Raw genomic sequence first — 23641 nt, 5'->3', positions numbered from 1 at the left:
CGAAATGGAGAAAACCATGTCAGTCGTGATTTATCACAACCCTCGTTGCTCAAAGAGCCGTCAAACACTTGAACTGCTTGAGCAAAATGGTGTTACACCGGAAGTCGTCAAATACCTAGACACACCACTTAACGTAGATGAGCTAAAAGCGCTGTACGCACAACTTGGCTTTTCATCTGTACGTGAAATGATGCGCACCAAAGAAAGCGAATACAAAGAACTTGGCCTAGGCGAAGACTCTGTTAGCGATGAGCAATTGTTCGAAGCAATGGCGAAAAATCCAAAATTATTTGAGCGTCCGGTGGTAGTTGCCAACGGCAAAGCGAAAATTGGTCGACCACCAGAGCAAGTGTTGGATATTCTATAAATGGATTGCCAGATCCTTATTTTGTACTTCAGCCGTCACGGCTCGACAAAACAACTGGCAAGACAGATAGCAAGAGGAGTCGAATCGACTCCTCAATGCCAAGCAATTTTGCGTACAGTTGAAGAATTGTCACCTCACTCACACTCCCCTTCTGATCCAATTGTTACTCTAGAGGAACTGAAAACGTGCGACGGTCTAGCGTTTGGCAGTCCCGTCTGGTTTGGCAACATGGCTGCGCCTTTAAAGCACTTCTGGGATCAGACTACATCTTTATGGGTCAGTGGTGACTTAATCGATAAGCCAGCTTGTGTCTTTACCTCTTCCTCTTCGATGCATGGTGGTCAAGAAACAACGTTACAAAGCATGATGACCCCTTTATTGCATCACGGGATGATGGTTTTGGGCATTCCTTATGCCGAACCAGAGCTACACACTACGCAGTCCGGAGGCACTCCGTATGGCGCCAGCAGTGTAGGCCATGAGGCAACCCTCAGCAGTGAAGAGATTCGTCTGGCACAACAATTAGGCAAAAGGCTGGCAACTGCAGCGTTAAAACTAAAAGTCTGTTAGTAAAATCAAGGATAGTTAATCGATGTCTGACTCTTTAGACCAAACACCACTCGGTACACAGGCTAAAACCTATCGTTACCTAGCTTTATTTGGCAACTTAGCCTTATTGGCCTGGGTCGCTATTTGGCAACTTGCGTTGTCCCCTCACCCTCACCTCAGCAGCACAACACTTGCTATTGCTTGGTGTATTCCGCTATTACTTCCGTTGCCTGGTATTTTGGCCGGCAAGCCTTACACTCATGCTTGGGCTAACTTTGTTCTTATGCTGTATTTCTTGCATGCGCTGACCATCCTTTATGTGGATGGTGGAGAACGTTGGCTTGCGGCAGTAGAGTTGCTCCTGACTTCACTCGGTTTCGCTGGCAATATTTTGTTTGCTAGAGCGAGAGGCAAAGAGCTAGGTCTTAAGTTGAAGCGCCTCTCTCAAGTAGAAAAAGAAGAAAAAGCGAAATTCAATAAATAACGCCAATCGCAATCAATCACTGAGCATTGGTTCGAATACGAATTTAGAAAACAAAAAGAGTCGCTATTGCGACTCTTTTTTACGCTTACCACATTGGTGTTTGATCCTTGCGCTTTACGCCTGGAAAGCTATCAATGCGATTACGATGCCGAGCGCCACTCGTAGATCAAGTCATACTGTTCTCGGACAGGCTCCACAATCATCGGCTGAGTTGGGTGCGTTTCGTCCTTTGCTTCCGCCGCGATATCCGCAGGCACTTCAGACTGCACTTTTTCTACCATAGCTGTATCTTTAGCTTCATTCATCGGAGCAATTGGCTCTGCTTCTTGAGTTAAAGCTGGGGCATCAACTTCACCCAAAGGATCTTCAAAAACCATTAATTGAGAAATAGAAGAAGCTTCTTTCTCAAAAGCTTGTTGAGATGCCAAAAGATGGATGTTGAGCGTCAGCTCATCACCTTGGACACGCTTAATTTCCGTACCCGCAACCGAATTAAGTTGTTTTAACGCATTCTCTAAACGGAAGAAGTCCGTGGCAGACGTTACATTAAGGACTTTCACCGCCAAAGCTTTTGAAGATTTTCCAGATACTACCACTGCGCTCTTACTCGCGTAGTAGTCAGCGATGCCATCAACCATCTCAGCAATGGCATTGGCGCCTGATGCGGAACCGTTACGCGGAGAGCGCTGTGCTTCAACAATTCTCATTGGTGATTGATCGTATAACGTCCAGCGAATTTGTTCACCTTGAGCGCGCACAACTAAAACGGCATCCGCTGGGTAGCGCTGGCTCGCTTGGCCAATTGGCTCAATAAAGCCGCCCCAAAGATCAGAAACATTAACACCAGTTACATCATCAAAATCACCAACCGGGATCGTGATCGGCAAGCCTCTCGATTTCGCAGCACTGCGAAGTGCTACAGCGTTTGAAGAGTCGGAATGCTCCCAAGCAATATTACGATCGTATCCCTGTTCTTCCACCATCCAAACCAAAATATTGGCACGATTTGGCGACCAAGATGGCAATTGAGCTTGTGTTAAAAGCGAGCTGATTTGGTCGCTGTTAAACAACATTTTTAAGCTCGCTTTTCCATCAACCTGCCCATAGCTCAGTTGGGAAATGTAACGCGCACTTGAACCAAGTGCCTTTTTAATCACTGGATTGCTTAAAGAGGATTGAGAACCGGTCGCTCGAACAATCACATCCTGCATACCTTGTTGACGAGCCAGAGACTCACCGTCGTTCTGCTCACTGTCGATAACCACTTCGGCACGATAGATATCCACCTGAGTTAATGCATATACTGGTAGGGACAACCAACCTATCAGTAAGAGAGCTAAATAGCGCATAGTTTTTATAATCCTCTGAACAAGAACCCGAATAATAAGCAACTATCAAATCTTGAGCAAGGTAAGTACTGAGTAAATTGTCTGTATTATGACCAGCTTTGTTAACTCGGGCCTCAACCAGCGCTTCAGTGCTATTTTTTATAATAAACTCATTGCTTATTAAGCTATCTCAACAAGTTAGGCTGTCTATTTTTCATCTTCACGCAAGACACGTAAAAGAGGACAATTTGCAAGCAACTAACTCTCAAAAACGCTATTTATGGGAAAGATTCAATCGAAAGTTTGATCCATGCAACATTGCAAACGATTGCAGGATGATAGTATTCGCCGGATTTGTCTGCGTATCTTGAAAATAGGGAATTATTATGAAAAACGCGTTACAAGGCGCTCAAATGCTCTTTGTCGCTTTTGGTGCTTTGGTGCTTGTGCCGCTGCTAACTGGCCTTGATCCAAATGTCGCCCTCTTTGGTGCCGGTGTCGGTACTCTCCTCTTCCAATTAATGACTAAACGTTCTGTTCCCATCTTCCTTGCCTCTTCTTTTGCGTTTATTGCTCCTATTATGTTCGGTATCCAAACTTGGGGTATCGGCGCAACGATGGGCGGCTTAATGGCAGCGGGCCTGGTTTATGTGGCTCTAGGGGCGATGATCAAAGTGCGTGGTGTTGGATTTATCCATAAAATTCTCCCGCCTGTTGTCGTTGGCCCTGTGATCATGGTGATTGGTCTTGGCCTTGCTCCAACAGCAGTGAACATGGCGGTAGGTAAAACCGGTGATGGTGCTGCACAGCTTGTTAATGGTGATGCTGCGATCATCATCTCGGCGGTCTCACTGCTCACAACCATTGTACTAAGCGTGTTTGCAAAAGGCTTTTTGAAGCTCGTTCCAATTGTCGGTGGTATTCTTGCAGGTTACTCTGTTTCTCTATTCTACGGGGTGGTTGATTTCACTCCAGTAACACAAGCGGCTTGGCTAGCTATGCCAAACTTCACCGCGCCAGAGTTCAACATAAACGCAATCTTGTTCATGATTCCTGTCGCTATCGCACCTGCGGTAGAGCACGTAGGTGACATGCTTGCTATCTCAAACGTTACAGGTAAAAACTACCTGAAAAAACCTGGCCTTCATCGCACAATCGCAGGTGACGGGGTGGCAACTATCGCAGCATCGATGGTGGGTGCTCCACCAAACACCACTTACAGTGAAGTTACAGGAGCGGTAATGCTAACCAAAGCATTTAACCCTGTGATCATGACTTGGGCTGCGATCACTGCAATCGTACTTGCATTGGTAGGTAAGCTAGGCGCGGTTCTTCAAACGATTCCAGTACCTGTCATGGGCGGTATCATGATTCTGCTGTTCGGCTCTATCGCCACAGTAGGCCTCAACACACTGATCAAGAATAACGTTGATTTACATAAGTCTCGCAACCTAGTGATCGTTGCCGTAACACTTGTATTTGGTATTGGCGGTATGGCTTTCGGTATTGGCGAGTTCAGCCTACAAGGTGTGAGCCTATGCGGTATCGTGGCAATTATTCTTAACCTTGTGCTACCAAACGATTTAGGTGAAAACCACGTTGTAGATAACGCACAAATGGAAGAAGAGAACGCGAAATAGTGCGTCTGCGCTGCTTTACTGAGTGGCGCATTTTATTCTTCTCGTATTATAGATATAAAAAAGGCTTGGTTTTCACCAAGCCTTTGTTTTTTCTGTTCAGTCGTAGTAATACATTAAAGAATTACTTAGTACCGAAGATCTTATCACCTGCATCACCTAGACCCGGTACGATGTAGCCTTTGTCATTTAGCTTCTCATCGATGGCCGCAGTGTATAGCTCCACATCTGGGTGTGCTTTTTCTAGCGCTTCAATACCTTCTGGTGCAGCAACAAGTACCAACACTTTGATTTGGTTACAACCTTTCTCTTTTAGAAGATCAATCGTAGCAATCATAGAACCACCCGTTGCAAGCATTGGGTCAACAACAAGCGCAATACGCTCATCGATGTTAGAAGCAAGCTTGTTGAAGTAAGGAACTGGCTCCAGTGTTTCTTCATCACGGTAAATACCAACAACACTGATACGTGCGCTTGGCATGTGCTCAAGAACACCGTCCATCATGCCTAGACCTGCACGTAGGATTGGTACTACGGTTACTTTTTTACCTTTAATTTGGTCTACTTCTACCGGACCGTTCCAACCATCAATGGTCACTTTTTCTGTTTCAAAGTCTGACGTTGCTTCGTAAGTAAGTAGGCTACCGACCTCAGTCGCTAACTCACGAAAACGTTTTGTGCTGATGTCACCTTCTCTCATTAGACCAATTTTATGTTTTACTAGAGGGTGCTTCACTTCAACAACTTTCATGTCCATCTCCGGCTATAGTTGGCAATATTTAAACAAACCTTCAGATTATACATGATTTTTACAGGGATATCAGGATAAATCACTAAAGAAAAAAACAGACGCAAACGTTTGCTATCTATGTTTAAGCACTGTTAGAATAGCGCCGTTTTCATATCCAACTTAATACCGAGGACTTCCCTGTGAGTGGTAACAACTCTTCTCTTAGCTATAAAGACGCTGGTGTAGATATTGATGCAGGCAACGCGCTTGTGGATCGTATTAAGGGTGCGGTAAAACGTACTCGTCGCCCTGAAGTTATGGGTGGTATCGGTGGTTTTGGCGCGCTATGCGAATTGCCAACCAAATACAAACAACCTGTACTGGTTTCTGGTACTGATGGCGTAGGTACTAAGCTTCGCCTAGCACTGGATATGAACAAGCACGACACTATCGGTATCGACCTTGTTGCGATGTGTGTAAATGATCTTATCGTGCAAGGCGCAGAGCCACTGTTCTTCCTAGATTATTACGCAACAGGCAAGCTAGACGTTGATACCGCTGCGGATGTTGTTTCAGGTATCGCGGAAGGCTGTATTCAAGCAGGTTGTGCCCTAATTGGTGGCGAAACTGCGGAGATGCCTGGCATGTATGAAGGCGAAGACTACGACGTTGCTGGTTTCTGTGTTGGCGTAGTCGAAAAAGAAGACGTGATCGACGGCACGAAAGTCGCTGCTGGTGATGCACTTATCGCTGTTGGCTCAAGCGGCCCACACTCAAACGGTTACTCCCTTATCCGTAAAATCCTAGAAGTATCTGGTGCAGATAAGAACGAAGAACTAGCAGGTCGCACTATCGGTGAGCACCTACTAGAACCAACGAAGATTTACATCAAATCAGCACTTAAGATGATTGAGAAACACGACATCCATGCGATTTCTCATATCACTGGTGGTGGTTTCTGGGAAAACATCCCACGTGTGCTGCCTGAAGGCACAAAAGCAGTTATCGATGGTAACAGCTGGGAATGGCCAGTGATCTTCAAGTGGCTACAAGAGAAAGGCAATGTCGACACACACGAAATGTACCGTACATTCAACTGTGGTGTGGGTCTAATCGTTGCACTACCTAAAGACCAAGCGGAAGCCGCGGTTGCTCTTCTTCAAGAAGAAGGTGAAAACGCATGGGTGATTGGTCAAATCGCGCAAGCAGACGCGAATGAAGAGCAAGTTAAAATCCAATAATTTGCAAATCGAGCTCACAAGATAAAAAGAATGAGGACACTAGATGACTAGGTCCTCATTTTGCTATCTAGAACAATAAAAACCATTCTATTAGTAGGTAGTTTAGAAGCTACATAACTCCAACCTACAATACCAAGGCACTCTCGACATCATGAAAAACCATACCCTAAAAAACATTGTGGTCCTCATCTCGGGTAACGGAAGTAACCTGCAAGCTATCTTGGAAGCTTGCGAAGACAGCATGCCAAACGCACGAGTGGCAGCCGTGTTCTCTAACAAAGCCGATGCTTTTGGTTTAGAACGTGCAAAAAAGTTTGATGTAGACGGTCACTTTGTCGACCCTAAAGCATTCAGCTCGCGTGAAAGCTTTGATGCAGAGCTAGTGAGTCAAATCGATGAATACCAACCAGACGTGATTATTCTGGCGGGCTACATGCGTATTCTGAGCAGCGAGTTTGTTTCTCATTACATGGGTAAGATGATCAATATCCACCCTTCTCTTCTACCAAAATATCCTGGGCTACACACACACCAGAGAGCAATAGATGCTGGCGACAAAGAACATGGTACGAGTGTGCACTTTGTAACGGAAGAGCTTGATGGTGGCCCTGTCATACTGCAAGCAAAAGTTCCTGTGTTCGAAGACGATGATGCTAGTGTACTTGCAGCGCGTGTTCAGGCTCAGGAGCACCGAATCTACCCTATGGTGGCTAAGTGGTTGGTAGACGAGCGGTTGATCATGAAGGATGGTAAAGCCTATTTAGATGGCGCAGAGCTTGGCGTACACGGCTACGCCTCCGATGAGTAGTCCTGAAAACCAAACTCCAAACACAAAAAAGCAGCCTGAGAGCTGCCTTTTGTTATTTTGAAACATATAAACTTGATTCAAGAAAGCCGTAGTGAGACTAGAAACATAAAACCCAACATTCTAGAAAATCCCATAACCACTTGAGTAACACGACACTCGGAAAGTAGATTCTGAATCTGGTTCGTTCCTCACCGTTCAGAATGACGTGGTGTTTTATGAGAAATTTCTATCAGTTACGTCTTTCCAGCAAGCCTTAGCGAGACTAGGAGGCTAGAAAGTATGAGAGTTCACCAGTATCTGCCCTCGGTTTAAACGCATAAAAATAAAGCTCGCGATTAAGCGAGCTTTACGAGTTGTTCCGAATTAACCGCTATTCTAACGGCTCAGTTGGCGCCTGATTGCCCGGTTTCGCCGCTGCAAACGGCACATTCACCAATTCAGAGGCATTGTTTTTCACAAGTTCACCTAGGTGAAACAAGCCGTATTCGCCAGGCTTCATCCGCTGCCAAGCTTCATTGCCCGTTAAAGGTTGAGTCGCGATCACAGACACAATGTCGTGTGGCGTTGTTTCTTCTTGGAAGTTAATTTCCACATCTTCATCAAGCAAAGCGGCTTTACCAAACGGTGCGCGTCTCGTGATCCAATACAAGTGATTGGTGCAATACGTCATTACATACTCACCATCACTCAGAAGCATGTTAAATACACCCTTCTCTCTTAGCTCATCACAACATTTAGCTACATATAAGAATACCGACTCCATATCCTTTGGTGGCTCAGGGTATCGATCTTCCATTTGCTTCAACAACCAGCAAAATGCCAGTTCACTATCTGTCTCACCGACAGGTCGATGTCGACCCGTATGTAAGTCTTGATAGCCTGAGAGCTGACCGTTGTGCGCAAACGTCCAATACCTCCCCCATAACTCACGTGTAAAGGGATGAGTATTTTCTAAATTAACACCACCACGATTCGCCTGTCGGATATGACTAACGACAGCACGACTCTTGATAGGATAATTTTGCACTAACTCTGCAATTTGCGACTCACAACTTGGCTTGGGATCTTTGAAAGTTCGAAAACCTTTCCCTTCGTAGAAGGTAATTCCCCATCCGTCACGGTGTGGGCCAGTTCGACCTCCACGCTGCATGAGCCCGGTAAAACTGAAACAAATATCCGTCGGAACATTAGCGCTCATACCGAGCAATTCACACATGATTTAAAAAACTCCCTAACAACACAGCTCGAAAAGGTAGCTGTGAAACGACTATTCCATCTCTTTTTCAATCAACTGAATGATGATATGAATAATCTTAATATGAATTTCCTGAATACGGTCCGCATAACCAAAGTGCGGCACGCGGATTTCAATATCGGCAAGCCCTGCCATTTTGCCGCCATCTTTGCCTGTTAGCGCAATCGTCTTCATGCCTTTCGCTTGTGCCGCTTCAATTGCTTTCAGGATGTTACCTGAGTTACCTGAAGTCGACAGACCAAACAGTACGTCACCTTTTCGGCCAACCGCTTCTACATAACGGGAAAACACGAAGTCATAACCAAAGTCATTACTCACGCAAGAAAGGTGGCTTGGATCTGAAATAGCAATACCAGCATAGCCAGGACGGTTTTCTCGGTAACGGCCTGTTAACTCTTCGGCAAAGTGCATCGAATCACAGTGAGAACCACCGTTACCACATGACAGTACTTTACCATCTTGCTTGAATGAGTCAGCAATCATTTTCGCCGCTGCTTCGATTTGCGCAATGTTATGGTCATCACTTAAAAATTTGTTGAGCACTTCAGCAGCTTCGTTTAATTCACTTCTAATCAGATCATGGTACATAAGACGTTCTCTTTATTATTTCGGCTTCAGTCAGTCCTAGATTCACTGAGCAAATTGTTCTGATACCAATTTGGTATCGGACATTTCATAAACCTGAACTCGGGTTTGATTACTCTGAGTTTACCCACAAACGAGAATTAGTGTCGATAGTGAACCAACAGATTTAGATTGGTGATGGTAATAAACTTGTCAACTTGCTCATGAAACCATCACTCAAATCGCAACTTTAGAACTTTAACTCTACTTAGATCACTTTTTATCCAATCTTATGTTTTACATTTCCTTAATATTTTGATTACACTTAAACCAACTGGTTAGACCTCTTACCTAACATACAGACGTACAACACTTATAAAGTCTGAAAAGGAAAATACATATGGACATCTTGCTCTCAATCATCACGATGACGGTCGTGCTAGGCATTACGCTCTACCACCGCATGTCTCTCGTGAAATCTATTAGTTTACTCACAGCAGCTATGTTAGCGCTCACAGTAATAGGCACGGTTGGCGTTACTGGTTGGGCTATTTACGTTCTTGCTGCCGCTGTATTCGCGGTCCCTGGCGTACGTCAGTCTTTGGTAAGCCGCAAAGCATTAGCGCTTTTCAAGAAAGTGCTGCCAGCTATGTCTCAAACCGAAAAAGAAGCGTTAGACGCAGGTACCGTCTGGTGGGAAGCCGAGCTATTTAAAGGCAAACCAGAGTGGCAAAAGCTTCACGCAATTCAAGCACCTAAATTAAGTGCAGAAGAACAAGCCTTTTTAGACGGTCCAGTGAATGAAGTGTGTGCCATGGTGAGCGATTTTCAAGTGACTCACGAACTCGCAGACTTACCGCCAGAAGTATGGCAATACCTGAAAGATCACAAATTCTTTGCCATGATCATTAAGAAAAAGTACGGTGGTCTTGAGTTCTCAGCATACGCGCAATCACTAGTACTACAAAAACTAACGGGTGTTTCTGGCGTTCTATCGTCTACCGTTGGTGTTCCTAACTCTTTGGGCCCTGGTGAGCTACTGCAACACTACGGTACTGAAGATCAGAAAAATCATTACTTACCGCGCCTAGCTGAAGGTAAGGATATCCCTTGTTTCGCCCTAACAAGTCCAGAAGCGGGTTCTGACGCTGGATCTATTCCAGATTACGGTGTGGTCTGTAAAGGCGAATGGGAAGGAAAAGAAGTACTGGGTATGCGCCTGACTTGGAACAAGCGCTACATCACCCTAGCGCCAGTCGCAACGGTACTAGGCTTAGCATTTAAACTTCGCGATCCTGAAGGTTTGCTAGGCGACAAAGAAGATCTTGGCATCACTTGTGCGCTTATCCCAACTGATGTCAAAGGTGTTGAGATTGGTAACCGACACTTCCCGCTCAATGTACCATTCCAAAATGGTCCAACGCGCGGTAAAGACATCTTTGTTCCTATCGATTTCATTATCGGTGGTGAAAAAATGGCGGGCCAAGGTTGGCGTATGCTGGTTGAGTGTTTGTCGGTTGGACGTGGTATCACACTACCTTCAAACTCAACAGGTGGTATCAAAACTGCCGCAATGGCCACAGGTGCTTACTCACGCATTCGTCGCCAGTTCAAACAGCCAATCGGTCACATGGAAGGCGTAGAAGAGCCATTGGCACGTCTTGGTGGTAATGCTTATGTGATGGATGCAGCAAGTAACTTAACCGTGGCAGGTATCGACCTAGGTGAAAAACCTTCGGTTATCTCAGCTATCGTGAAGTACCACTGTACTCATCGCGGTCAGCAAAGCATCATCGACGCAATGGACATCGTAGGCGGTAAAGGGATCTGTATGGGACCTTCTAACTTCCTAGCGCGTGGTTACCAAGGTGCACCAATCGCGGTAACGGTTGAGGGTGCAAACATCCTAACTCGTTCAATGATCATCTTTGGTCAAGGTGCGATTCGTTGTCACCCTTACGTTCTTGAAGAAATGAACGCAGCATATTCTGAGGCTGGCGATGCAGTTGAGAAGTTCGATAAAGCGCTTGCTGGTCACGTGAGCTTTACAATGAGTAACCTCGTGCGCAGTATCTGGTTTGGTTTGAGCGATGGTTTAGGTTCTTCATCACCAACCAAAGATGCAACCAAGCGTTACTACCAACAATTGAACCGTTACAGTGCAAACCTTGCTCTGCTATCGGATATCTCAATGGCAGTGCTAGGTGGCTCTTTGAAGCGTAAAGAGCGTCTATCAGCGCGTCTTGGTGACATTCTAAGCCAGCTATATTTGAGCTCTGCGACGTTGAAACGTTTTGAGCAAGATGGCCGCCCAGTCGAAGATTTACCATTAGTACACTGGGGTCTACAAGACAGTTTGAAACAAGCTGAAGTGGCAGTAGATGAATTCTTAGCAAACTTTCCGAACAAAGTAATTGGCCGTGCGCTACGCGTATTAATCATGCCATTTGGTCGCGTACGCAAAGCACCAAGCGATAAACTAGACAGTAAAGTAGCGCGTATTCTACAAACGCCAAGTGCAACGCGCTCACGCATTGGTCGCGGTCAGTACCTTGAACCAACCGAGCACAACGCAGCAGGTAAGATTGAGCTTGCCCTGTCAGTCATTCTTCAAGCTGAGCCAGTGTTCGACAAAGTATGTAAAGCTCAAGGCAAACGTCGTCCATTCCTACGTTTGGATATGATTGCTCAGGAAGGGCTAGAGCAAGGCTTGATCACGCAAGAAGAAGCCGACCTACTAAGAGAAGCTGAACAGCATCGTCTGGATACAATCAACGTTGACGACTTTGAGCCGGAATTGCTCGCAGCAAAGCCGCTATACCCTCAGATGGATAGCGTTGCCTAACTCTCTAATCTGAAACCATAAAACGGGAGTGACAACTCCCGTTTTTTATTGCTACCAGAATAGCGTTCATAACACCTCACACCACGAAGAACCTCTGCGCAAGCGCAATAAAATCCACGCACTCCGAACCTTCCCCCCGATTTCCAGTGATAACTAACTCACAGACGTTCCAAGCAAGCGGTGTATACTTTTAAGTAACTCACTCACATATATGGTAAATCCGTTGGCTAAAATATTATTCGCACAGTGGTTCCCTGGGCTTGTTCAGCTTAAGCATTATCAAAAAGAATGGTTTGTTAACGACTTTAGAGCCGCCTTTTCTGTTGTCGCGGTTGCCCTGCCAGTTGCCATAGCTTATGCACAGCTAACCGGTGTATCCGCAATTGTCGGTCTGTACTCGTGTGTACTGCCAATGTTGGTGTACGCCATGATGGGCACATCTCGACAACTCATTGTCGGACCCGATGCAGCAACTTGTGCAGTGATCGCTGCTGTTGTAACACCACTTGCCGCAGGTGACCCCACAAAACATTGGCAGTTAGTCATGACCATGACAGCGATGACGGGGATTTGGTGTGTACTGGCAAGTCGTTTCAAGTTAGGGGTGTTTGCAGACTTCCTTTCTCGCCCGATTCTTTTGGGTCTACTCAACGGTGTCGCTCTCACGATTATCGTTGGTCAGTTTGCCAAAGTGGTCGGTTTGAAATACGAACAACGTTATTTGCTGGAACGCTTATGGGAGGCTCCACAACGATTAACCGAGCTTCATTGGCCTACCGTAACTCTGAGTATCGTGACGGTTGTCGTTTATTTACTCACCAAACGCTACCGACCAACTTGGCCTGCTGCCATGCTGGCGATACTCGTGACTACCGCGTCAGTTTGGTTTTTCCATTTACAAGAGATGGGCGTATCCGTAGTTGGGCTCACTCAAGGTGGTTTCCCTCAGTTTCAAACGCCGGAGTTTGAGCTAGGTGAAGTTCGTGAGCTAGTGGTCCCGGCGCTCAACCTTGCGATTGTCAGCTTTGTTAGCATGATGCTCACCGCGCGCAGTTTCGCCGCTAAAAACGGTTATGATATTGATGCAAATAAAGAGTTTCAGGCGTTGGGCTTTGCCAACATTGCCTCAGCGTTTTCGCAAGGTTTCGCGATAAGCGGAGCTGACTCACGCACAGCGGTAAATGATGCCAATGGCGGTAAATCTCAATTAGTTTCGATTGTCGCCGCAATCACCATTGCCATTATTGCGGTATTTATTTATGAGCCTTTACAGTTTATTCCCATCGCATCACTTGGTGTCGTGTTGATCATCGCATCCTTGTCTCTGCTCGATCTCAAAGCCATTTGGAAATTAAAATCTCGTGACAAAGATGCGTTCTATCTAGCAATCATCACTTTTATTTCTGTTTTGATCGTAGGCGTAATACCGGGGATCACTTTGGCGGTACTGCTAGGGCTGTTTCAATTTTTACGTATTGTCATGCGACCGAGTGATCAGCTACTTGGCTTGGATGAAAAAGGCACCATTCGGACCATCGACGACTCAGGAAAAGCTTCGCCTATTCCTGGAATGGTGATTTACCGCTTTAACTCGCCGCTGACTTACTTCAACGCACCTTACTTTAAACGCCGAGTGTTAGAGCAAGTAGAACATCACAAAGACGCAAGTTGCGTTGTCATCGACGCCGTATCGAGCTTTACTCACTTGGATCTCAGTGTGATGGCAACACTGGCAGATATTCACAATACTTTAAAAAAGAGAGGCGTACGCTTAATCCTCGCAGGAAGGAAACGACGCTTACGTCAATGGTGTGAGCTTACTGGTATCAGCACCAGTGAAGGAGGTATCTTACTTCGAGCCGATATGTACCTTGCCATTAAACTTAGTGGCTGTTACATCAGTGCTGTGGGTGAGGGACAAATTCCTACTGTTCAAAAAGAGCCTGATTTAGAGCAGCCACCCAAACCAATTCCAGAAGTGGCTTAAGTAGAAATTTAATATAGAAAACAGGAAATTAAACTCCTGTTTTCTATTGCTTATTTACACAGCTGAATACGTGTTACACCTTCGGCTTAAACTTTTTTGTCATCCCTTGGCTTTTAGGAGCCACCAGCCTATAACCAAGCTTTTCGTAAAAGACCGGCTCATCAGCAATCATAGAAACGTAAGAGCCTTCAAGTGCAACAGAAGAAAGATAATCGTCGATGTATTCCATGACTTTTCTACCTAACCCGTTACCTTGATAATCAGGGTCAACGGCAACGTCGACAATTTCGAAGTTACACGCCCCGTCACCAACAATCCGGCCCATTGCAATGAGCTTTCCTTCATCCCGGACAGATACGCCATACAACGAATTGGGTAGACCAATTTCAGCAGCTTTCAACGATTTGGGTGATAGCCCGGCTTTGACGCGCATATCACAGTATTCTTTCGGGCTTGGCACGTGCTCTTCATATCTTATTGTCATTATGTACGACTCCTTTGTATCACCTTGGAGCTTACATAACTAAACTGTATAAATAAACAGTTAAAATTGGAAAGGTGTTCCCGTTAAGCACACAAAGTATCGGGTCTGGAAAAGAAGCCACCGACAACTCTGACGCCATAATAGATATAAGTTGCTCTGAAGCTAGACATTCCTTTGTCTAAACATGTTTCTCTCAACAACATATCCGCATGCTTTCGAGCACTTTGTGGCAACACCTCTTCCCTCATGAGTTGGTAAAGAGCATCATGCACTAAAGAAGCTTTCATAATGTTTTTTGTGTCTAACGCTGGCCCACTCGCTCCATCCCATGCATAGCCCTTTTTAATCGTTAACACGCCTTGTTTGGACAAACTAAGAAAAGGGCTGTCATACGCCTTACTCACTGGAATGCGAGTCTCAATCTTTTCTTCAGAATGGAGAGTGTATTTGTACTTCTGACGCTTTTTGTATTTCATAACCTAACCGCCTAACTAACTTGAGTGGGAGGAACGGGGATAACTCTCAAATTAGAGTTTCTCAGAGAGTTTTTTAAAGTAGGACTTTGCAAGATCATGGTTATCTCTGCTCAACCACTTAATACAATCAAAGAGTTCCCAAATCAGGCCTTGATCACCACTGGTATAAACTGGGAAATCTTCATGTTTTGGCGCAGGTTCATCAGTAACCATGCCAGCAGTCACATCAGCTTTATCAAATAAAACCTTAAATGGCTTAGAAAGTTTGAAAGGCTCACAGATATCTAAACAATGAATCTCCGCACTGGTTAGGTCATTAAAAATATATTTTTTGAAGCACGCATTTTCGTTGTGCTCTCCCTCAAGACGATAAAAAATGTCTTTATTTGCTTCAAAGTGGGTAAAGCAAGGCTCTGAGGCTTTATGGAAGTTGTTTTGAGTAAAGACAACAACATCAGCGTCCGAAATACGGTCACCTTTTCCTGATGACAATGAACCAAGCAATACCGCAGCAACAACGTCTTTTTCAGAATAAAAGGCATCATAAGCAGACTCAACCAAGGCCTTTTGTCGTGGTAGATGTTCTAGTTCTAACGCTCCAATTGTCATAACTCACTCCGTCGATACGCACTAAAATCAAGTCGAAACGTAAAGAGTATCATGCGAGCTTTATTATGATTAATCAACGTTAAATCATGGTGTTACTTTAAAATAAAATGATTAATGACCATGAGAACATCAAATTCTGTCTCAAACTTAAACTGAAAAAAAACGGAGCCGATTGGCTCCGTTTCTAGGTTTATGTGTTACTACTATTTCTTTGGCACTTCTAACTGCATCTCTGGCATGGCATCGCGCTTCGCTTTAATTTTGCGCCAGACTATCCATGCAATGATCACAATCAGCAGCATTATCACGTTACCCACCGCGATAATAATCATGCTGCGCTTACGCTCAGCCTCCCGCTCAGCAATAATTTGCTTTTCCATTTCAATACGGCGCTGCTCGGCTAATTCAGCTTCTTTTGCAATTCGAGCGGCTTCTAGATCAACGTCATCAACTACACTGAAAGTTTGCTCTGGAATAGGAAACACCAGTGGACGTTGCGTCGCAAAATCAGTGGCAAAGATCTCGCCGCGCCATGCGTATTTACCAAGCTCAGCGTCATTATTGAGGTTCAGCGTGGTTCTCATTCCATCTTTAGAAACCTGGCCTTGGCTGTAGCTAACAAAGCCATCGGGTGCATCTTGTTCCACCGTGACTGCGATTGAGCCTGGCGCGATCATACCTTGCTCACCACTCACCACCAATTGGTGTGGTTTGTCGGGATTGCGCGCCTGAATAAAAGTACGAGAAATTGGGTTCGGATAAACCAAGATGACTTGCTCTTGCGCTCGTAAGAATACGCCATTACCAGAGGTGATTCGCGCACGGTACTTACCGGGCTCAACATCTATTGGTAGTTGGACAGTGAACACACCATCCCCTGCTTTTTCATCCAAGCCGCGGCCATCATCAGCAAACTCACCCACAACCATCGGCACTGGACGTGCTTCTTTGATCAACTCATCTTCATTTTCGACAAACTTGGTAAATGTCACGCGCAAATTCACGCGGTCAAGGAAGTCGCGCAGTACAAGAGGTTTGTCGTCGGAGGTTAGGCGAGCTGTAAACTTAAGCGCTTCCCCATTATATAATCGGTTTGGGAACACATCCGTGCTGAGCTTTAAGTGAGAAATTAAGCGGATGTTATTTTTAGGAGTGACTTTCCCCACAGCCTGCCATGGGCCTGGCATAGGGTTGTCAACGGAGATAATATCGAGTGAGGCTTCTTGGTACCAACGTACATTGTCGTAGGCGTCCCAAGCATAGTACTTTTTACCGTCAGGGCGGACTAAAACAACTGGCTGAGAACTTTGCTCACGATAAACTAAAAAAGTGATCTGCTCGATGGTTGGATCCACTCGAAAGCGATTGTCTAACAAAGACATAGCAGATTCACTCGATGCACTCGAGAGACTACTCCATATCGCTAAAAACGCGACCAACAAAGCCCTCAGCATAGCTTCTCCTATTGATGCCAAATACAGTCGTTCACCAACTCTAATCTTTTTTGGTGAGCTTCTAGTTCATCGGCACTTGCGCGCAAAACCTTTAGCGCTTTTCTTCCTTCAATACGGCGAATGGTTTCTACCCCACCCTCTTGTTTATTCGCGTTAAACTCTAGACTCGTTTGACCACCCGTCATAAAGAGGTAAACGTCGGCTAGAATCTCCGCATCGAGCAAAGCTCCGTGGAGTGTACGGTGCGAGTTATCAATACCGTAGCGTTCACATAAGATATCAAGGTTGTTTCGCTTGCCAGGGAAGATTTTCTTCGCCATAGCAAGGGTATCGGTCACCTTGCAGTAGTCGTCCGTTTTGCCGATGTTGGGATCGAGCATGCCAAACTCGTAATCCATAAAGCCCGTATCGAAGGGTGCGTTGTGGGCAACAAGTTCTGCGCCTTTAATAAACTCAAGAAACTCTTGGTGCACGCTCGCGTATTCCGGTTTATCAACCAAGAATTCATCCGTAATACCGTGAACTTCAACCGCTTCTGGTTGGATTTCACGATCGGGTTTTAAATAAACGTGGAAGTGACGACCAGTCAGCTTACGGTTGATGATCTCCACGGCACCGATTTCAATAATGCGGTGTCCCATGTAGTGAGGACCACCCTCGCGGTTCATACCTGTGGTTTCGGTATCGAGAACGACAATGCGGTTATATTCAGAATTGCTGCTGGTATTCATAAGGTTATGTATGTCAGACTATGCTTTATTAAATGTTTCGGCTAATAGTACCAAAAAATATGACCAAACACGTTGAGATTTTCACTGACGGTTCTTGTTTAGGTAACCCAGGACCAGGTGGTTACGGCATTGTATTGCGTTACAAAGACGTAGAAAAGACGCTTTCCAAAGGCTACACGTTAACCACCAACAACCGCATGGAAATGTTGGCGGCTGTCGTCGCGCTGCAGACGTTAAAACAACCTTGCAAAGTCACTTTAACGACTGACAGTCAATATGTGCGCCAAGGTATTACTCAGTGGATCCATAACTGGAAGAAGCGTGGCTGGAAAACAGCGGATAAAAAACCCGTGAAGAATGCCGATCTATGGCAAGCTCTAGACAAAGAAACTGCACGCCATCAAGTTGAATGGCACTGGGTAAAAGGCCACGCTGGTCATCGTGAGAATGAAATTTGTGATGAGCTAGCCCGTACCGCCGCAGAAAACCCAACCGAGGAAGATACCGGTTACCAACCCTCTTAACGAGACTCTTTCCTCATAGTATTGCCCTCTCGATTCATCACCCCTAGTGGTGTGAGCTTTTTCTTCAAACGCCAATGCGGTTTGATAGGCTTGAGAGGGTATGTTCGTTTCCGTGCCACAATGTAATACAAACTCCCTGCAGGTGACGCCCAATCACCGAGACTGTTTTCCAACCATGTCCACATCGTGCGGTAGCGCTTCATCGGAAACAGCGCGTAACGATCGCAATGAATCACTTGATAATTAAGTAACCCTAACCAGTCGTTGATGCGGTTCGACGTAAACATTCGTCCACTCCAAGGCAAATTATGTTTACGCCAAGGAAGCAAACTCGCTAATCCAGTCAAACTTAGTGGGTTAAATCCAGTGATTATCAAATAACCATCATCCATCATCACTCTATCGACTTCCCGTAGCAAACGGTGTGGATCACTTGCATAGTCGAGCTGATGAGCGAGAATCACAACATCAAAGCTTTTTTCCAAAAAGGGCAATTCGTAACCATCTGCAATCACATTATGCAACGGGTTCTGGATATCTACGTTGACTTGGTGTTGAATGTTACAATTACAGCTGGTTAGCTCACAGCTCAACCCGCCCAGTTTGAGCATATGGTAACCGAAGAGTTTCGGACACCATTCATCAAGTCGGGTCTGGATTGACTCAAGCACCCACGGACCGTTGTTCATTGCTGACCAAGTCGACGGGTGTGGTATAGTTTTGTTGCTGAGTGCTGGTTTCATTAACCACCTGACTAAAATGGGTGACGGAGAACGAATCGTGTTAGAGATCAAAAGCATACCCGCATTTAATGATAATTACATCTGGCTGATACAAAATAGCGATAAACGTTGCGCAGTCGTTGATCCGGGCGATGCGAAGCCAGTGTTAGAATACTTGCAGGCTAACGAATTAACTTTAGAAGCGATTTTAATTACGCACCACCACAACGATCACATTGGTGGCGTTCCAGACTTAGTGCGTGCCTTTCCTGAAGTCGCCGTTGTAGGCCCGAAATCTGAACCAATTCCAACCCTAACCACCCCCATGGAAGAAGGCGACAAACTGGAGTTATTTGGCGAAATCTTTTTGGTGCTAGGTTTACCAGGCCATACCTTAGGTCATATCGGTTACGTTGGAGACGGAAAACTGTTTTGCGGTGACGTGTTGTTTTCCGCAGGCTGCGGTCGTATTTTTGAAGGTACGCCAGAGCAAATGTTTGAGTCACTGAACAAGCTAACGTCTCTACCAGAAGAAACTCAAGTCTTCTGCGCGCATGAATACACCGCGAGTAACGTGGCGTTTGCTTTAGCGGTTGAGCCTGATAATGAGCAGCTCCGTCAATATCGCGATGATGTAAACCGACTGCGAGCTCTAAACATTCCGACACTTCCAACAACAATACGCAAAGAAAAGTGGATTAATCCGTTCTTGCGAACCACCAATCCTGACGTGGTTCAATCTGTTGCTAGTCGCATTAAAAATAGCGATCCATGCTCGGTTTTTACTGCTTTGCGTGAGTGGAAGAACGAATTTTAACCATTTTCTGCTTGTAAGTTTGCAAGACCCCAGTATTATCAGGGGCTGATTTTTCGAGAAGCGCCACTGGCGCTTCTCTTACGTTTGGGGTTGATATAAATCTATTTGAATTTCTCCCCATTGCATAATTTAGAAGCTCTTTGCCTCTATTAATTAGTTAGTGTTTAAAAGATGTCTATTATCTTGCGACTGCCACGCACATTGTGTTGCGCGACAGGCAGGTGAAGATAAAAAGGCCCTAAATAGGCTGAATCCATGCGTTTGAAGTATACCTGGGCGTTGGCGTTGTTATTATCTGGCTGTCAATTGACTCAGTCAGACTCAACGTCTTCTACACCAGAAACCAATAAATCTGAGCAGACTGCAAAACAAAATGCAGCGAAGGCTCAACCGGGCAACACATCGTCTTTAGCAAAAAAATCCGCTAACGACGCGCCTAAAGTTCTTTCCCCTCAGGAACAAGAAGATGTATGGCAACGTATCGCCATGCAACTTGAAATGGATATCCCAAACCATAAGAAAGTGGACTACTACCGTACGTGGTATCTAAAGCACCCGAATCACCTTTACACAGTGTCTAAGCGTGCGACTCCTTTTCTATACATGATCACAAAACGTATCGAAGAGCGTGGACTCCCAATGGAGCTTGCTTTGCTTCCTGTGGTGGAAAGCTCATTCGATGCCTTTGCCTACTCACACGGTAGCGCGGCTGGATTGTGGCAATTTGTCCCTGGCACCGGAAAGATGATGGGACTAGAGCAAAACTACTGGTATGACGGTCGCCGAGATGTGGCAGCAGCAACGGATGCCGCGCTGGACTACCTTGTACAACTAAACGAGCGTTTTGATGGTAGCTGGGAGCATGCAATTGCTGCTTACAACAGTGGTGGTGGCCGTGTTTCTAGCGCAATTCGTAAAAATAAAAAGCTCGGTAAACCTATCGATTTCTTCTCATTGGACTTACCAAAAGAGACCAGCAGTTACGTACCTAAGCTGCTAGCCTTGGCTGACGTCATCGCAAACCAAGACAAGTACGGGCTTAATATTCCTGCGATTCCAAACAAGCCTGTTCTAACGCTTGTCGATCCGAAAGAACAGCTTGATCTAGCCATTGCTGCAGATTATGCCGGCATTGGTGTGAAAGAGTTACAAAGTTACAACCCTGCATACAACCAATGGTCAACTGCGCCTGAAGGTCCGCACCAACTTCTGATTCCGGTAGAGAAAAAAGAGACTTTTCTCACTAAGGTGGAGAAAAACCGTGGTAAAGGGATGAAGGTCGCTCGCTACAAGGTGAAGTCTGGTGACTCTTTAAGTGTGCTAGCTAATAAATACGGCACAACCACAAAAGTGATTCGACGTGCAAACGGTCTGTCGAATAACAATATTCGTATTGGCCAATACCTACTGATTCCGACGTCAACAAAAGACGATGCGAAATACGCACTAACGGCACAAAATCGATTAAGCAAGACTCAATCACGTGCTCGTGGACAACTCAAGCTCACTCATGTCGTTCAGTCTGGAGAAAGTTTGTGGTCAATCGCACGTGAAAATAAAGTGTCGTATAAATCGTTAGCAAAATGGAATGGCATGGGCCCTAAAGATCCATTGCGTGTGGGTCAAAAGCTCGTGATTTGGAAGGACTCAGACAAAGGTGCTGTGATCCGTACCGTTTTCTACAACGTTCGCTCCGGTGACACCATTAGCGGCATTGCAAGCAAGTTCAAAGTAAAAACAAACGACATCGTAAAATGGAACTCGCTACACAAGAAAAAATACTTACAACCAGGTCAAAAACTTAAGTTGTACGTTGACGTAACGAAGGTAAGTGTATGAACCCATCAAGCAACCCACTTGTGATGCTGTTGGACATTTTTCGTTCTCCAACATCTTGCTTTCTAGCGCTTTACCAACGCGGCGGATGGGGATGGCAACCGTTCATCTTCTTGATGCTTAGTCCGTTTTTATTCTGGGGCGCTTACTTTTCGAATGTCGATTTCACGTGGCTTAGTGACCAACTAGCCGCGCAGTTTCAGCAAATCGACCCAAAGCAGATTGAGCTATTAGAGCCAAACACGCTAATGGCAAGTGCGATCATCAATGATGTATTCAACCGCTTTGCCACCTTACTGTTGCTTGCGCTTTGGTTCTTTCTTGCAACGAAGGCAAGCAAGCAACAATATGGTTACTGGAAGTGGTTTGCCGCGTCGTGTGCAATCTTATTCCCAGCAGTATTGGGCGATATCGCAAGCTACGCGAGCCTATTGCTCAAGCATGGCCAGGTGATGACTTACGCAGCAGATTTAAACAGCCTCAATGGTCTATTAAAACTGCCGCTTACCAGTGAGTGGTCTCAGTTCGCTAGCTCATTGCCTTTGCTTCTACCTTGGTACATTGTACTCGGCTACGGTGTTGTGCTTACTTGGACTGAGTTTGAACGTGGGCAAGCCTTGGTGATTGCAAGCCTGCCATGGGTATTCTTCTACGTTATTTGGGCGCTTTATATTGTGGTGACCTAAGCTAATCATCTAACGTAAATGACAGTAACAATGGGTTATGATCGGAAGCGTCGCTCTGCGGCGCTTTCGCGTATTTGAGGGTCAGTCCTCGGTAAAATACGTGATCCAACGGTAATCCCGTTATAAATTGGACTCGATGATCAGGCGAGAACGTCACTTCTTGCAAGTCCGCGGCTTTTAAGGCCTGTCGCATCGCATTAACGCGAGATTCACTCCAACTATTGAAGTCTCCAGCGAATAGGATCGGCCCTGTATGATGCTTTAAAAGCATTTCAAGAGCCGTTAACTGAGAGACATACTCTTGCGTGCCAACCGTGAAGTTAATTGCATGTACATTCACCACAGCGAGTCTCTCGCCATTGCTTAATTGATATTGGCTGTATAGTGCAGACTTGGGTAAACGCAGCCAAGGCTCTTTAGACGTATAAGCACAGGCTTTTTCTGGTTGCCCTTGAGCGATACTAATCACACCCGCACCGCTGCCCAGCGCCTTAAAGGCACTCACTTGGTTGCTGACCCAGTTGCCATCCACCAACCATTGCTTAAAAGATGGTGTCATGCTGGCTTCTTGCAATAACAGCAGCTGCTTATCAGCAGAGAATTCATTGAGTGCGCTTTGCCAATTAGTTCGGTTCTGTTTGTAGATATTCCAGACAAGTACATTGATTTCACCGCCCTGATCCAGAGCTTTTGAGCCGCTAAATTCGATGCACCTAATATCCTGCGTCAGCTCTGAACCTGTTTGAGTAATGATTTGCGGCTGATCTGGTACGGTGAAAATAATCTGGAAGCCGACCAATACCGCCATAATAAGAAAAGCTAACGCCAGAAAAAAACGCTTAAACATACGACAAACCTGAATATACGCACCCTAAAACTGGAACAACCAACCTCGGGTTACTTGATTTCACTGAAAGTAAAAAACAAAAAAGGAGCCACTTGGCTCCCTTTTAGCATAATAAATACGAGACAGGTAACAAGAAACCTTAGATCGCGTCTTCGTCTTCTTCACCAGTACGGATACGAACCACACGCTCAACATCAGTCACAAAGATTTTACCATCACCAATTTTGCCGGTTTGCGCGGTTTCAATGATCGTCTCTACGCATTTATCAGCCACATCTTCCGTTACAACGATTTCGAGCTTCACTTTAGGCAGAAAGTCCACCATGTACTCTGCACCACGGTAAAGCTCGGTGTGACCTTTTTGGCGACCAAAGCCTTTCACTTCAGAGACGGTCATCCCTGTAATGCCAACTTCAGCTAGCGCTTCTCGAACATCATCCAATTTAAATGGCTTGATAATCGCTTCAATTTTTTTCATGTTCATCCCTTAAGCTTCAATCGATTGCGCTTATTATCGTTTAGCGTTTCGCAACATTCAATGTTTGTCTATGATCCACCAGCGAAAATCCAGATTGAGCAAATTAACATAGCGAATATCGTGAGTTGATAAAACCCAAGTAAGGACTGCTCAATGCCCAATCGTCCAAGCTTTTTCAGACT

General features: G+C 45.4%; 24 protein-coding genes. 12 read left to right on the top strand and 12 right to left on the bottom strand.

Features of this window, described 5'->3' with window-relative positions; genetic code table 11:
- The first annotated feature begins 16 nt into the window (after positions 1-16).
- From arsC to CBX98_RS14820, 3 genes are read left to right on the top strand one after another with little or no spacing between them, the layout of a single operon-like run.
- Positions 17-367: an arsenate reductase (glutaredoxin) gene (arsC, locus tag CBX98_RS26285; RefSeq protein WP_005380410.1), complete on the top strand. Its 351-nt coding sequence runs from the start codon at positions 17-19 to the stop codon at positions 365-367.
- Positions 368-937 (top strand): NAD(P)H:quinone oxidoreductase, encoded by a 570-nt coding sequence (gene wrbA, locus CBX98_RS26280; protein ID WP_012841512.1) that lies wholly within the window; start codon positions 368-370, stop codon positions 935-937.
- 22 nt (positions 938-959) lie between these two features.
- The gene (locus CBX98_RS14820; RefSeq protein ID WP_012841511.1) at positions 960-1400 is read left to right on the top strand and encodes a DUF2069 domain-containing protein; all 441 of its coding nucleotides are present in this window, start codon (positions 960-962) and stop codon (positions 1398-1400) included.
- 140 nt (positions 1401-1540) lie between these two features.
- Here the strand turns inward: CBX98_RS14820 and CBX98_RS14815 are convergent, their stop codons facing one another.
- Positions 1541-2749, bottom strand: coding sequence for a DUF2066 domain-containing protein (locus CBX98_RS14815; protein WP_109169635.1), 1209 nt, complete (start codon positions 2747-2749; stop codon positions 1541-1543).
- 365 nt (positions 2750-3114) lie between these two features.
- Here CBX98_RS14815 and CBX98_RS14810 point away from each other — a divergent pair, with 365 nt between their 5' ends.
- Positions 3115-4368, top strand: coding sequence for a uracil-xanthine permease family protein (locus tag CBX98_RS14810; RefSeq protein WP_047008859.1), 1254 nt, complete (start codon positions 3115-3117; stop codon positions 4366-4368).
- Positions 4369-4489: 121 nt separating this feature from the next.
- Here the strand turns inward: CBX98_RS14810 and upp are convergent, their stop codons facing one another.
- Positions 4490-5116 carry a uracil phosphoribosyltransferase gene (gene upp / locus CBX98_RS14805; protein ID WP_041852906.1) on the bottom strand — a complete coding sequence of 209 codons (627 nt, stop codon included), beginning with the start codon at positions 5114-5116 and terminating at the stop codon, positions 4490-4492.
- Between the two features lie 179 nt (positions 5117-5295).
- Between upp and purM the strand changes: the two genes are divergently transcribed.
- Positions 5296-6336 (top strand): phosphoribosylformylglycinamidine cyclo-ligase, encoded by a 1041-nt coding sequence (purM, locus tag CBX98_RS14800; protein WP_109169633.1) that lies wholly within the window; start codon positions 5296-5298, stop codon positions 6334-6336.
- Between the two features lie 151 nt (positions 6337-6487).
- Positions 6488-7144: a phosphoribosylglycinamide formyltransferase gene (purN, locus tag CBX98_RS14795; protein WP_109169631.1), complete on the top strand. Its 657-nt coding sequence runs from the start codon at positions 6488-6490 to the stop codon at positions 7142-7144.
- 370 nt (positions 7145-7514) lie between these two features.
- Here purN and CBX98_RS14790 read toward each other — a convergent pair whose 3' ends face one another.
- Together CBX98_RS14790 and lpcA are read right to left on the bottom strand one after the other, a co-directional pair.
- Positions 7515-8360: a class II glutamine amidotransferase gene (locus tag CBX98_RS14790; RefSeq protein WP_006741678.1), complete on the bottom strand. Its 846-nt coding sequence runs from the start codon at positions 8358-8360 to the stop codon at positions 7515-7517.
- A gap of 51 nt (positions 8361-8411) precedes the next feature.
- Positions 8412-8987: a D-sedoheptulose 7-phosphate isomerase gene (lpcA, locus tag CBX98_RS14785; RefSeq protein WP_005380392.1), complete on the bottom strand. Its 576-nt coding sequence runs from the start codon at positions 8985-8987 to the stop codon at positions 8412-8414.
- Positions 8988-9363: 376 nt separating this feature from the next.
- Here lpcA and fadE point away from each other — a divergent pair, with 376 nt between their 5' ends.
- Together fadE and CBX98_RS14775 are read left to right on the top strand one after the other, a co-directional pair.
- The gene (gene fadE, locus CBX98_RS14780; RefSeq protein ID WP_109169629.1) at positions 9364-11808 is read left to right on the top strand and encodes an acyl-CoA dehydrogenase FadE; all 2445 of its coding nucleotides are present in this window, start codon (positions 9364-9366) and stop codon (positions 11806-11808) included.
- Positions 11809-12019: 211 nt separating this feature from the next.
- Positions 12020-13795, top strand: coding sequence for a SulP family inorganic anion transporter (locus tag CBX98_RS14775; RefSeq protein WP_046875514.1), 1776 nt, complete (start codon positions 12020-12022; stop codon positions 13793-13795).
- 73 nt (positions 13796-13868) lie between these two features.
- Here the strand turns inward: CBX98_RS14775 and CBX98_RS14770 are convergent, their stop codons facing one another.
- The 5 genes from CBX98_RS14770 to dnaQ form a co-directional block, all read right to left on the bottom strand.
- Positions 13869-14279, bottom strand: a complete 411-nt coding sequence (locus tag CBX98_RS14770) for a GNAT family N-acetyltransferase (RefSeq protein WP_109169627.1) — start codon at positions 14277-14279, stop codon at positions 13869-13871.
- Positions 14280-14362: 83 nt separating this feature from the next.
- The gene (locus CBX98_RS14765; protein WP_109169625.1) at positions 14363-14755 is read right to left on the bottom strand and encodes a DUF1353 domain-containing protein; all 393 of its coding nucleotides are present in this window, start codon (positions 14753-14755) and stop codon (positions 14363-14365) included.
- A 51-nt stretch (positions 14756-14806) separates the two neighbouring features.
- Complete coding sequence (locus CBX98_RS14760; RefSeq protein ID WP_109169623.1) at positions 14807-15364, bottom strand: hypothetical protein; 558 nt, start codon at positions 15362-15364, stop codon at positions 14807-14809.
- Between the two features lie 203 nt (positions 15365-15567).
- Positions 15568-16818, bottom strand: coding sequence for a TIGR03503 family protein (locus tag CBX98_RS14755; protein WP_048625878.1), 1251 nt, complete (start codon positions 16816-16818; stop codon positions 15568-15570).
- Positions 16819-16826: 8 nt separating this feature from the next.
- Positions 16827-17549 (bottom strand): DNA polymerase III subunit epsilon, encoded by a 723-nt coding sequence (gene dnaQ, locus CBX98_RS14750; RefSeq protein ID WP_005380385.1) that lies wholly within the window; start codon positions 17547-17549, stop codon positions 16827-16829.
- Positions 17550-17608: 59 nt separating this feature from the next.
- On the opposite strand from dnaQ, the gene rnhA reads away from it, so the two are divergent.
- On the top strand, positions 17609-18073 hold the full coding sequence (rnhA, locus tag CBX98_RS14745; RefSeq protein WP_012841509.1) for a ribonuclease HI: 465 nt from the start codon (positions 17609-17611) through the stop codon (positions 18071-18073).
- Here rnhA and CBX98_RS14740 read toward each other — a convergent pair.
- Entirely contained in the window at positions 18070-18816 is a 747-nt protein-coding gene (locus tag CBX98_RS14740; protein WP_012841508.1) for a class I SAM-dependent methyltransferase, read from the bottom strand. The two genes, rnhA and CBX98_RS14740, sit on opposite strands and share 4 nt — an antisense overlap.
- 37 nt (positions 18817-18853) lie before the next feature.
- Between CBX98_RS14740 and gloB the strand changes: the two genes are divergently transcribed.
- From gloB to CBX98_RS14725, 3 genes are all read left to right on the top strand, one after another.
- The gene (gene gloB / locus CBX98_RS14735) at positions 18854-19612 is read left to right on the top strand and encodes a hydroxyacylglutathione hydrolase (RefSeq protein ID WP_006741673.1); all 759 of its coding nucleotides are present in this window, start codon (positions 18854-18856) and stop codon (positions 19610-19612) included.
- Between the two features lie 255 nt (positions 19613-19867).
- Positions 19868-21451 carry a LysM peptidoglycan-binding domain-containing protein gene (locus tag CBX98_RS14730; RefSeq protein WP_104969700.1) on the top strand — a complete coding sequence of 528 codons (1584 nt, stop codon included), beginning with the start codon at positions 19868-19870 and terminating at the stop codon, positions 21449-21451.
- Entirely contained in the window at positions 21448-22134 is a 687-nt protein-coding gene (locus tag CBX98_RS14725) for a YIP1 family protein (RefSeq protein WP_053809793.1), read from the top strand. Before CBX98_RS14730 ends, CBX98_RS14725 begins: the two co-directional genes overlap by 4 nt.
- Position 22135: 1 nt before the next feature.
- On the opposite strand, the gene CBX98_RS14720 is transcribed toward CBX98_RS14725, so the two are convergent.
- Positions 22136-22981: an endonuclease/exonuclease/phosphatase family protein gene (locus tag CBX98_RS14720; protein WP_109169621.1), complete on the bottom strand. Its 846-nt coding sequence runs from the start codon at positions 22979-22981 to the stop codon at positions 22136-22138.
- 139 nt (positions 22982-23120) lie between these two features.
- Positions 23121-23459 (bottom strand): nitrogen regulatory protein P-II, encoded by a 339-nt coding sequence (gene glnB / locus CBX98_RS14715; RefSeq protein WP_005436810.1) that lies wholly within the window; start codon positions 23457-23459, stop codon positions 23121-23123.
- Positions 23460-23641: the final 182 nt, after the last annotated feature.

Origin of the sequence: Vibrio sp. T9 (genome assembly GCF_003123985.1) — a bacterium.
In the GTDB taxonomy this organism is placed as follows: Bacteria; Pseudomonadota; Gammaproteobacteria; order Enterobacterales; family Vibrionaceae; genus Vibrio; species Vibrio diabolicus.
Note: the sequence above shows the minus strand (reverse complement) of the source record. Positions and strands in the feature narration are given on the sequence as shown.

Excerpts from the sequence above, each read along its gene's own strand:
- arsC (WP_005380410.1), top strand. The coding sequence starts at position 17 with ATGTCAGTCGTGATTTATCACAACCCTCGTTGCTCAAAGAGCCGTCAA.
- wrbA (WP_012841512.1), top strand. The coding sequence starts at position 368 with ATGGATTGCCAGATCCTTATTTTGTACTTCAGCCGTCACGGCTCGACA.
- CBX98_RS14820 (WP_012841511.1), top strand. The coding sequence starts at position 960 with ATGTCTGACTCTTTAGACCAAACACCACTCGGTACACAGGCTAAAACC.
- CBX98_RS14815 (WP_109169635.1), bottom strand. The coding sequence starts at position 2,749 with ATGCGCTATTTAGCTCTCTTACTGATAGGTTGGTTGTCCCTACCAGTA.
- CBX98_RS14810 (WP_047008859.1), top strand. The coding sequence starts at position 3,115 with ATGAAAAACGCGTTACAAGGCGCTCAAATGCTCTTTGTCGCTTTTGGT.
- upp (WP_041852906.1), bottom strand. The coding sequence starts at position 5,116 with ATGAAAGTTGTTGAAGTGAAGCACCCTCTAGTAAAACATAAAATTGGT.
- purN (WP_109169631.1), top strand. The coding sequence starts at position 6,488 with ATGAAAAACCATACCCTAAAAAACATTGTGGTCCTCATCTCGGGTAAC.
- CBX98_RS14790 (WP_006741678.1), bottom strand. The coding sequence starts at position 8,360 with ATGTGTGAATTGCTCGGTATGAGCGCTAATGTTCCGACGGATATTTGT.
- lpcA (WP_005380392.1), bottom strand. The coding sequence starts at position 8,987 with ATGTACCATGATCTGATTAGAAGTGAATTAAACGAAGCTGCTGAAGTG.
- fadE (WP_109169629.1), top strand. The coding sequence starts at position 9,364 with ATGGACATCTTGCTCTCAATCATCACGATGACGGTCGTGCTAGGCATT.
- CBX98_RS14775 (WP_046875514.1), top strand. The coding sequence starts at position 12,020 with ATGGTAAATCCGTTGGCTAAAATATTATTCGCACAGTGGTTCCCTGGG.
- CBX98_RS14770 (WP_109169627.1), bottom strand. The coding sequence starts at position 14,279 with ATGACAATAAGATATGAAGAGCACGTGCCAAGCCCGAAAGAATACTGT.
- CBX98_RS14765 (WP_109169625.1), bottom strand. The coding sequence starts at position 14,755 with ATGAAATACAAAAAGCGTCAGAAGTACAAATACACTCTCCATTCTGAA.
- CBX98_RS14760 (WP_109169623.1), bottom strand. The coding sequence starts at position 15,364 with ATGACAATTGGAGCGTTAGAACTAGAACATCTACCACGACAAAAGGCC.
- CBX98_RS14755 (WP_048625878.1), bottom strand. The coding sequence starts at position 16,818 with ATGCTGAGGGCTTTGTTGGTCGCGTTTTTAGCGATATGGAGTAGTCTC.
- dnaQ (WP_005380385.1), bottom strand. The coding sequence starts at position 17,549 with ATGAATACCAGCAGCAATTCTGAATATAACCGCATTGTCGTTCTCGAT.
- rnhA (WP_012841509.1), top strand. The coding sequence starts at position 17,609 with ATGACCAAACACGTTGAGATTTTCACTGACGGTTCTTGTTTAGGTAAC.
- CBX98_RS14740 (WP_012841508.1), bottom strand. The coding sequence starts at position 18,816 with ATGAAACCAGCACTCAGCAACAAAACTATACCACACCCGTCGACTTGG.
- CBX98_RS14730 (WP_104969700.1), top strand. The coding sequence starts at position 19,868 with ATGCGTTTGAAGTATACCTGGGCGTTGGCGTTGTTATTATCTGGCTGT.
- CBX98_RS14725 (WP_053809793.1), top strand. The coding sequence starts at position 21,448 with ATGAACCCATCAAGCAACCCACTTGTGATGCTGTTGGACATTTTTCGT.
- CBX98_RS14720 (WP_109169621.1), bottom strand. The coding sequence starts at position 22,981 with ATGTTTAAGCGTTTTTTTCTGGCGTTAGCTTTTCTTATTATGGCGGTA.
- glnB (WP_005436810.1), bottom strand. The coding sequence starts at position 23,459 with ATGAAAAAAATTGAAGCGATTATCAAGCCATTTAAATTGGATGATGTT.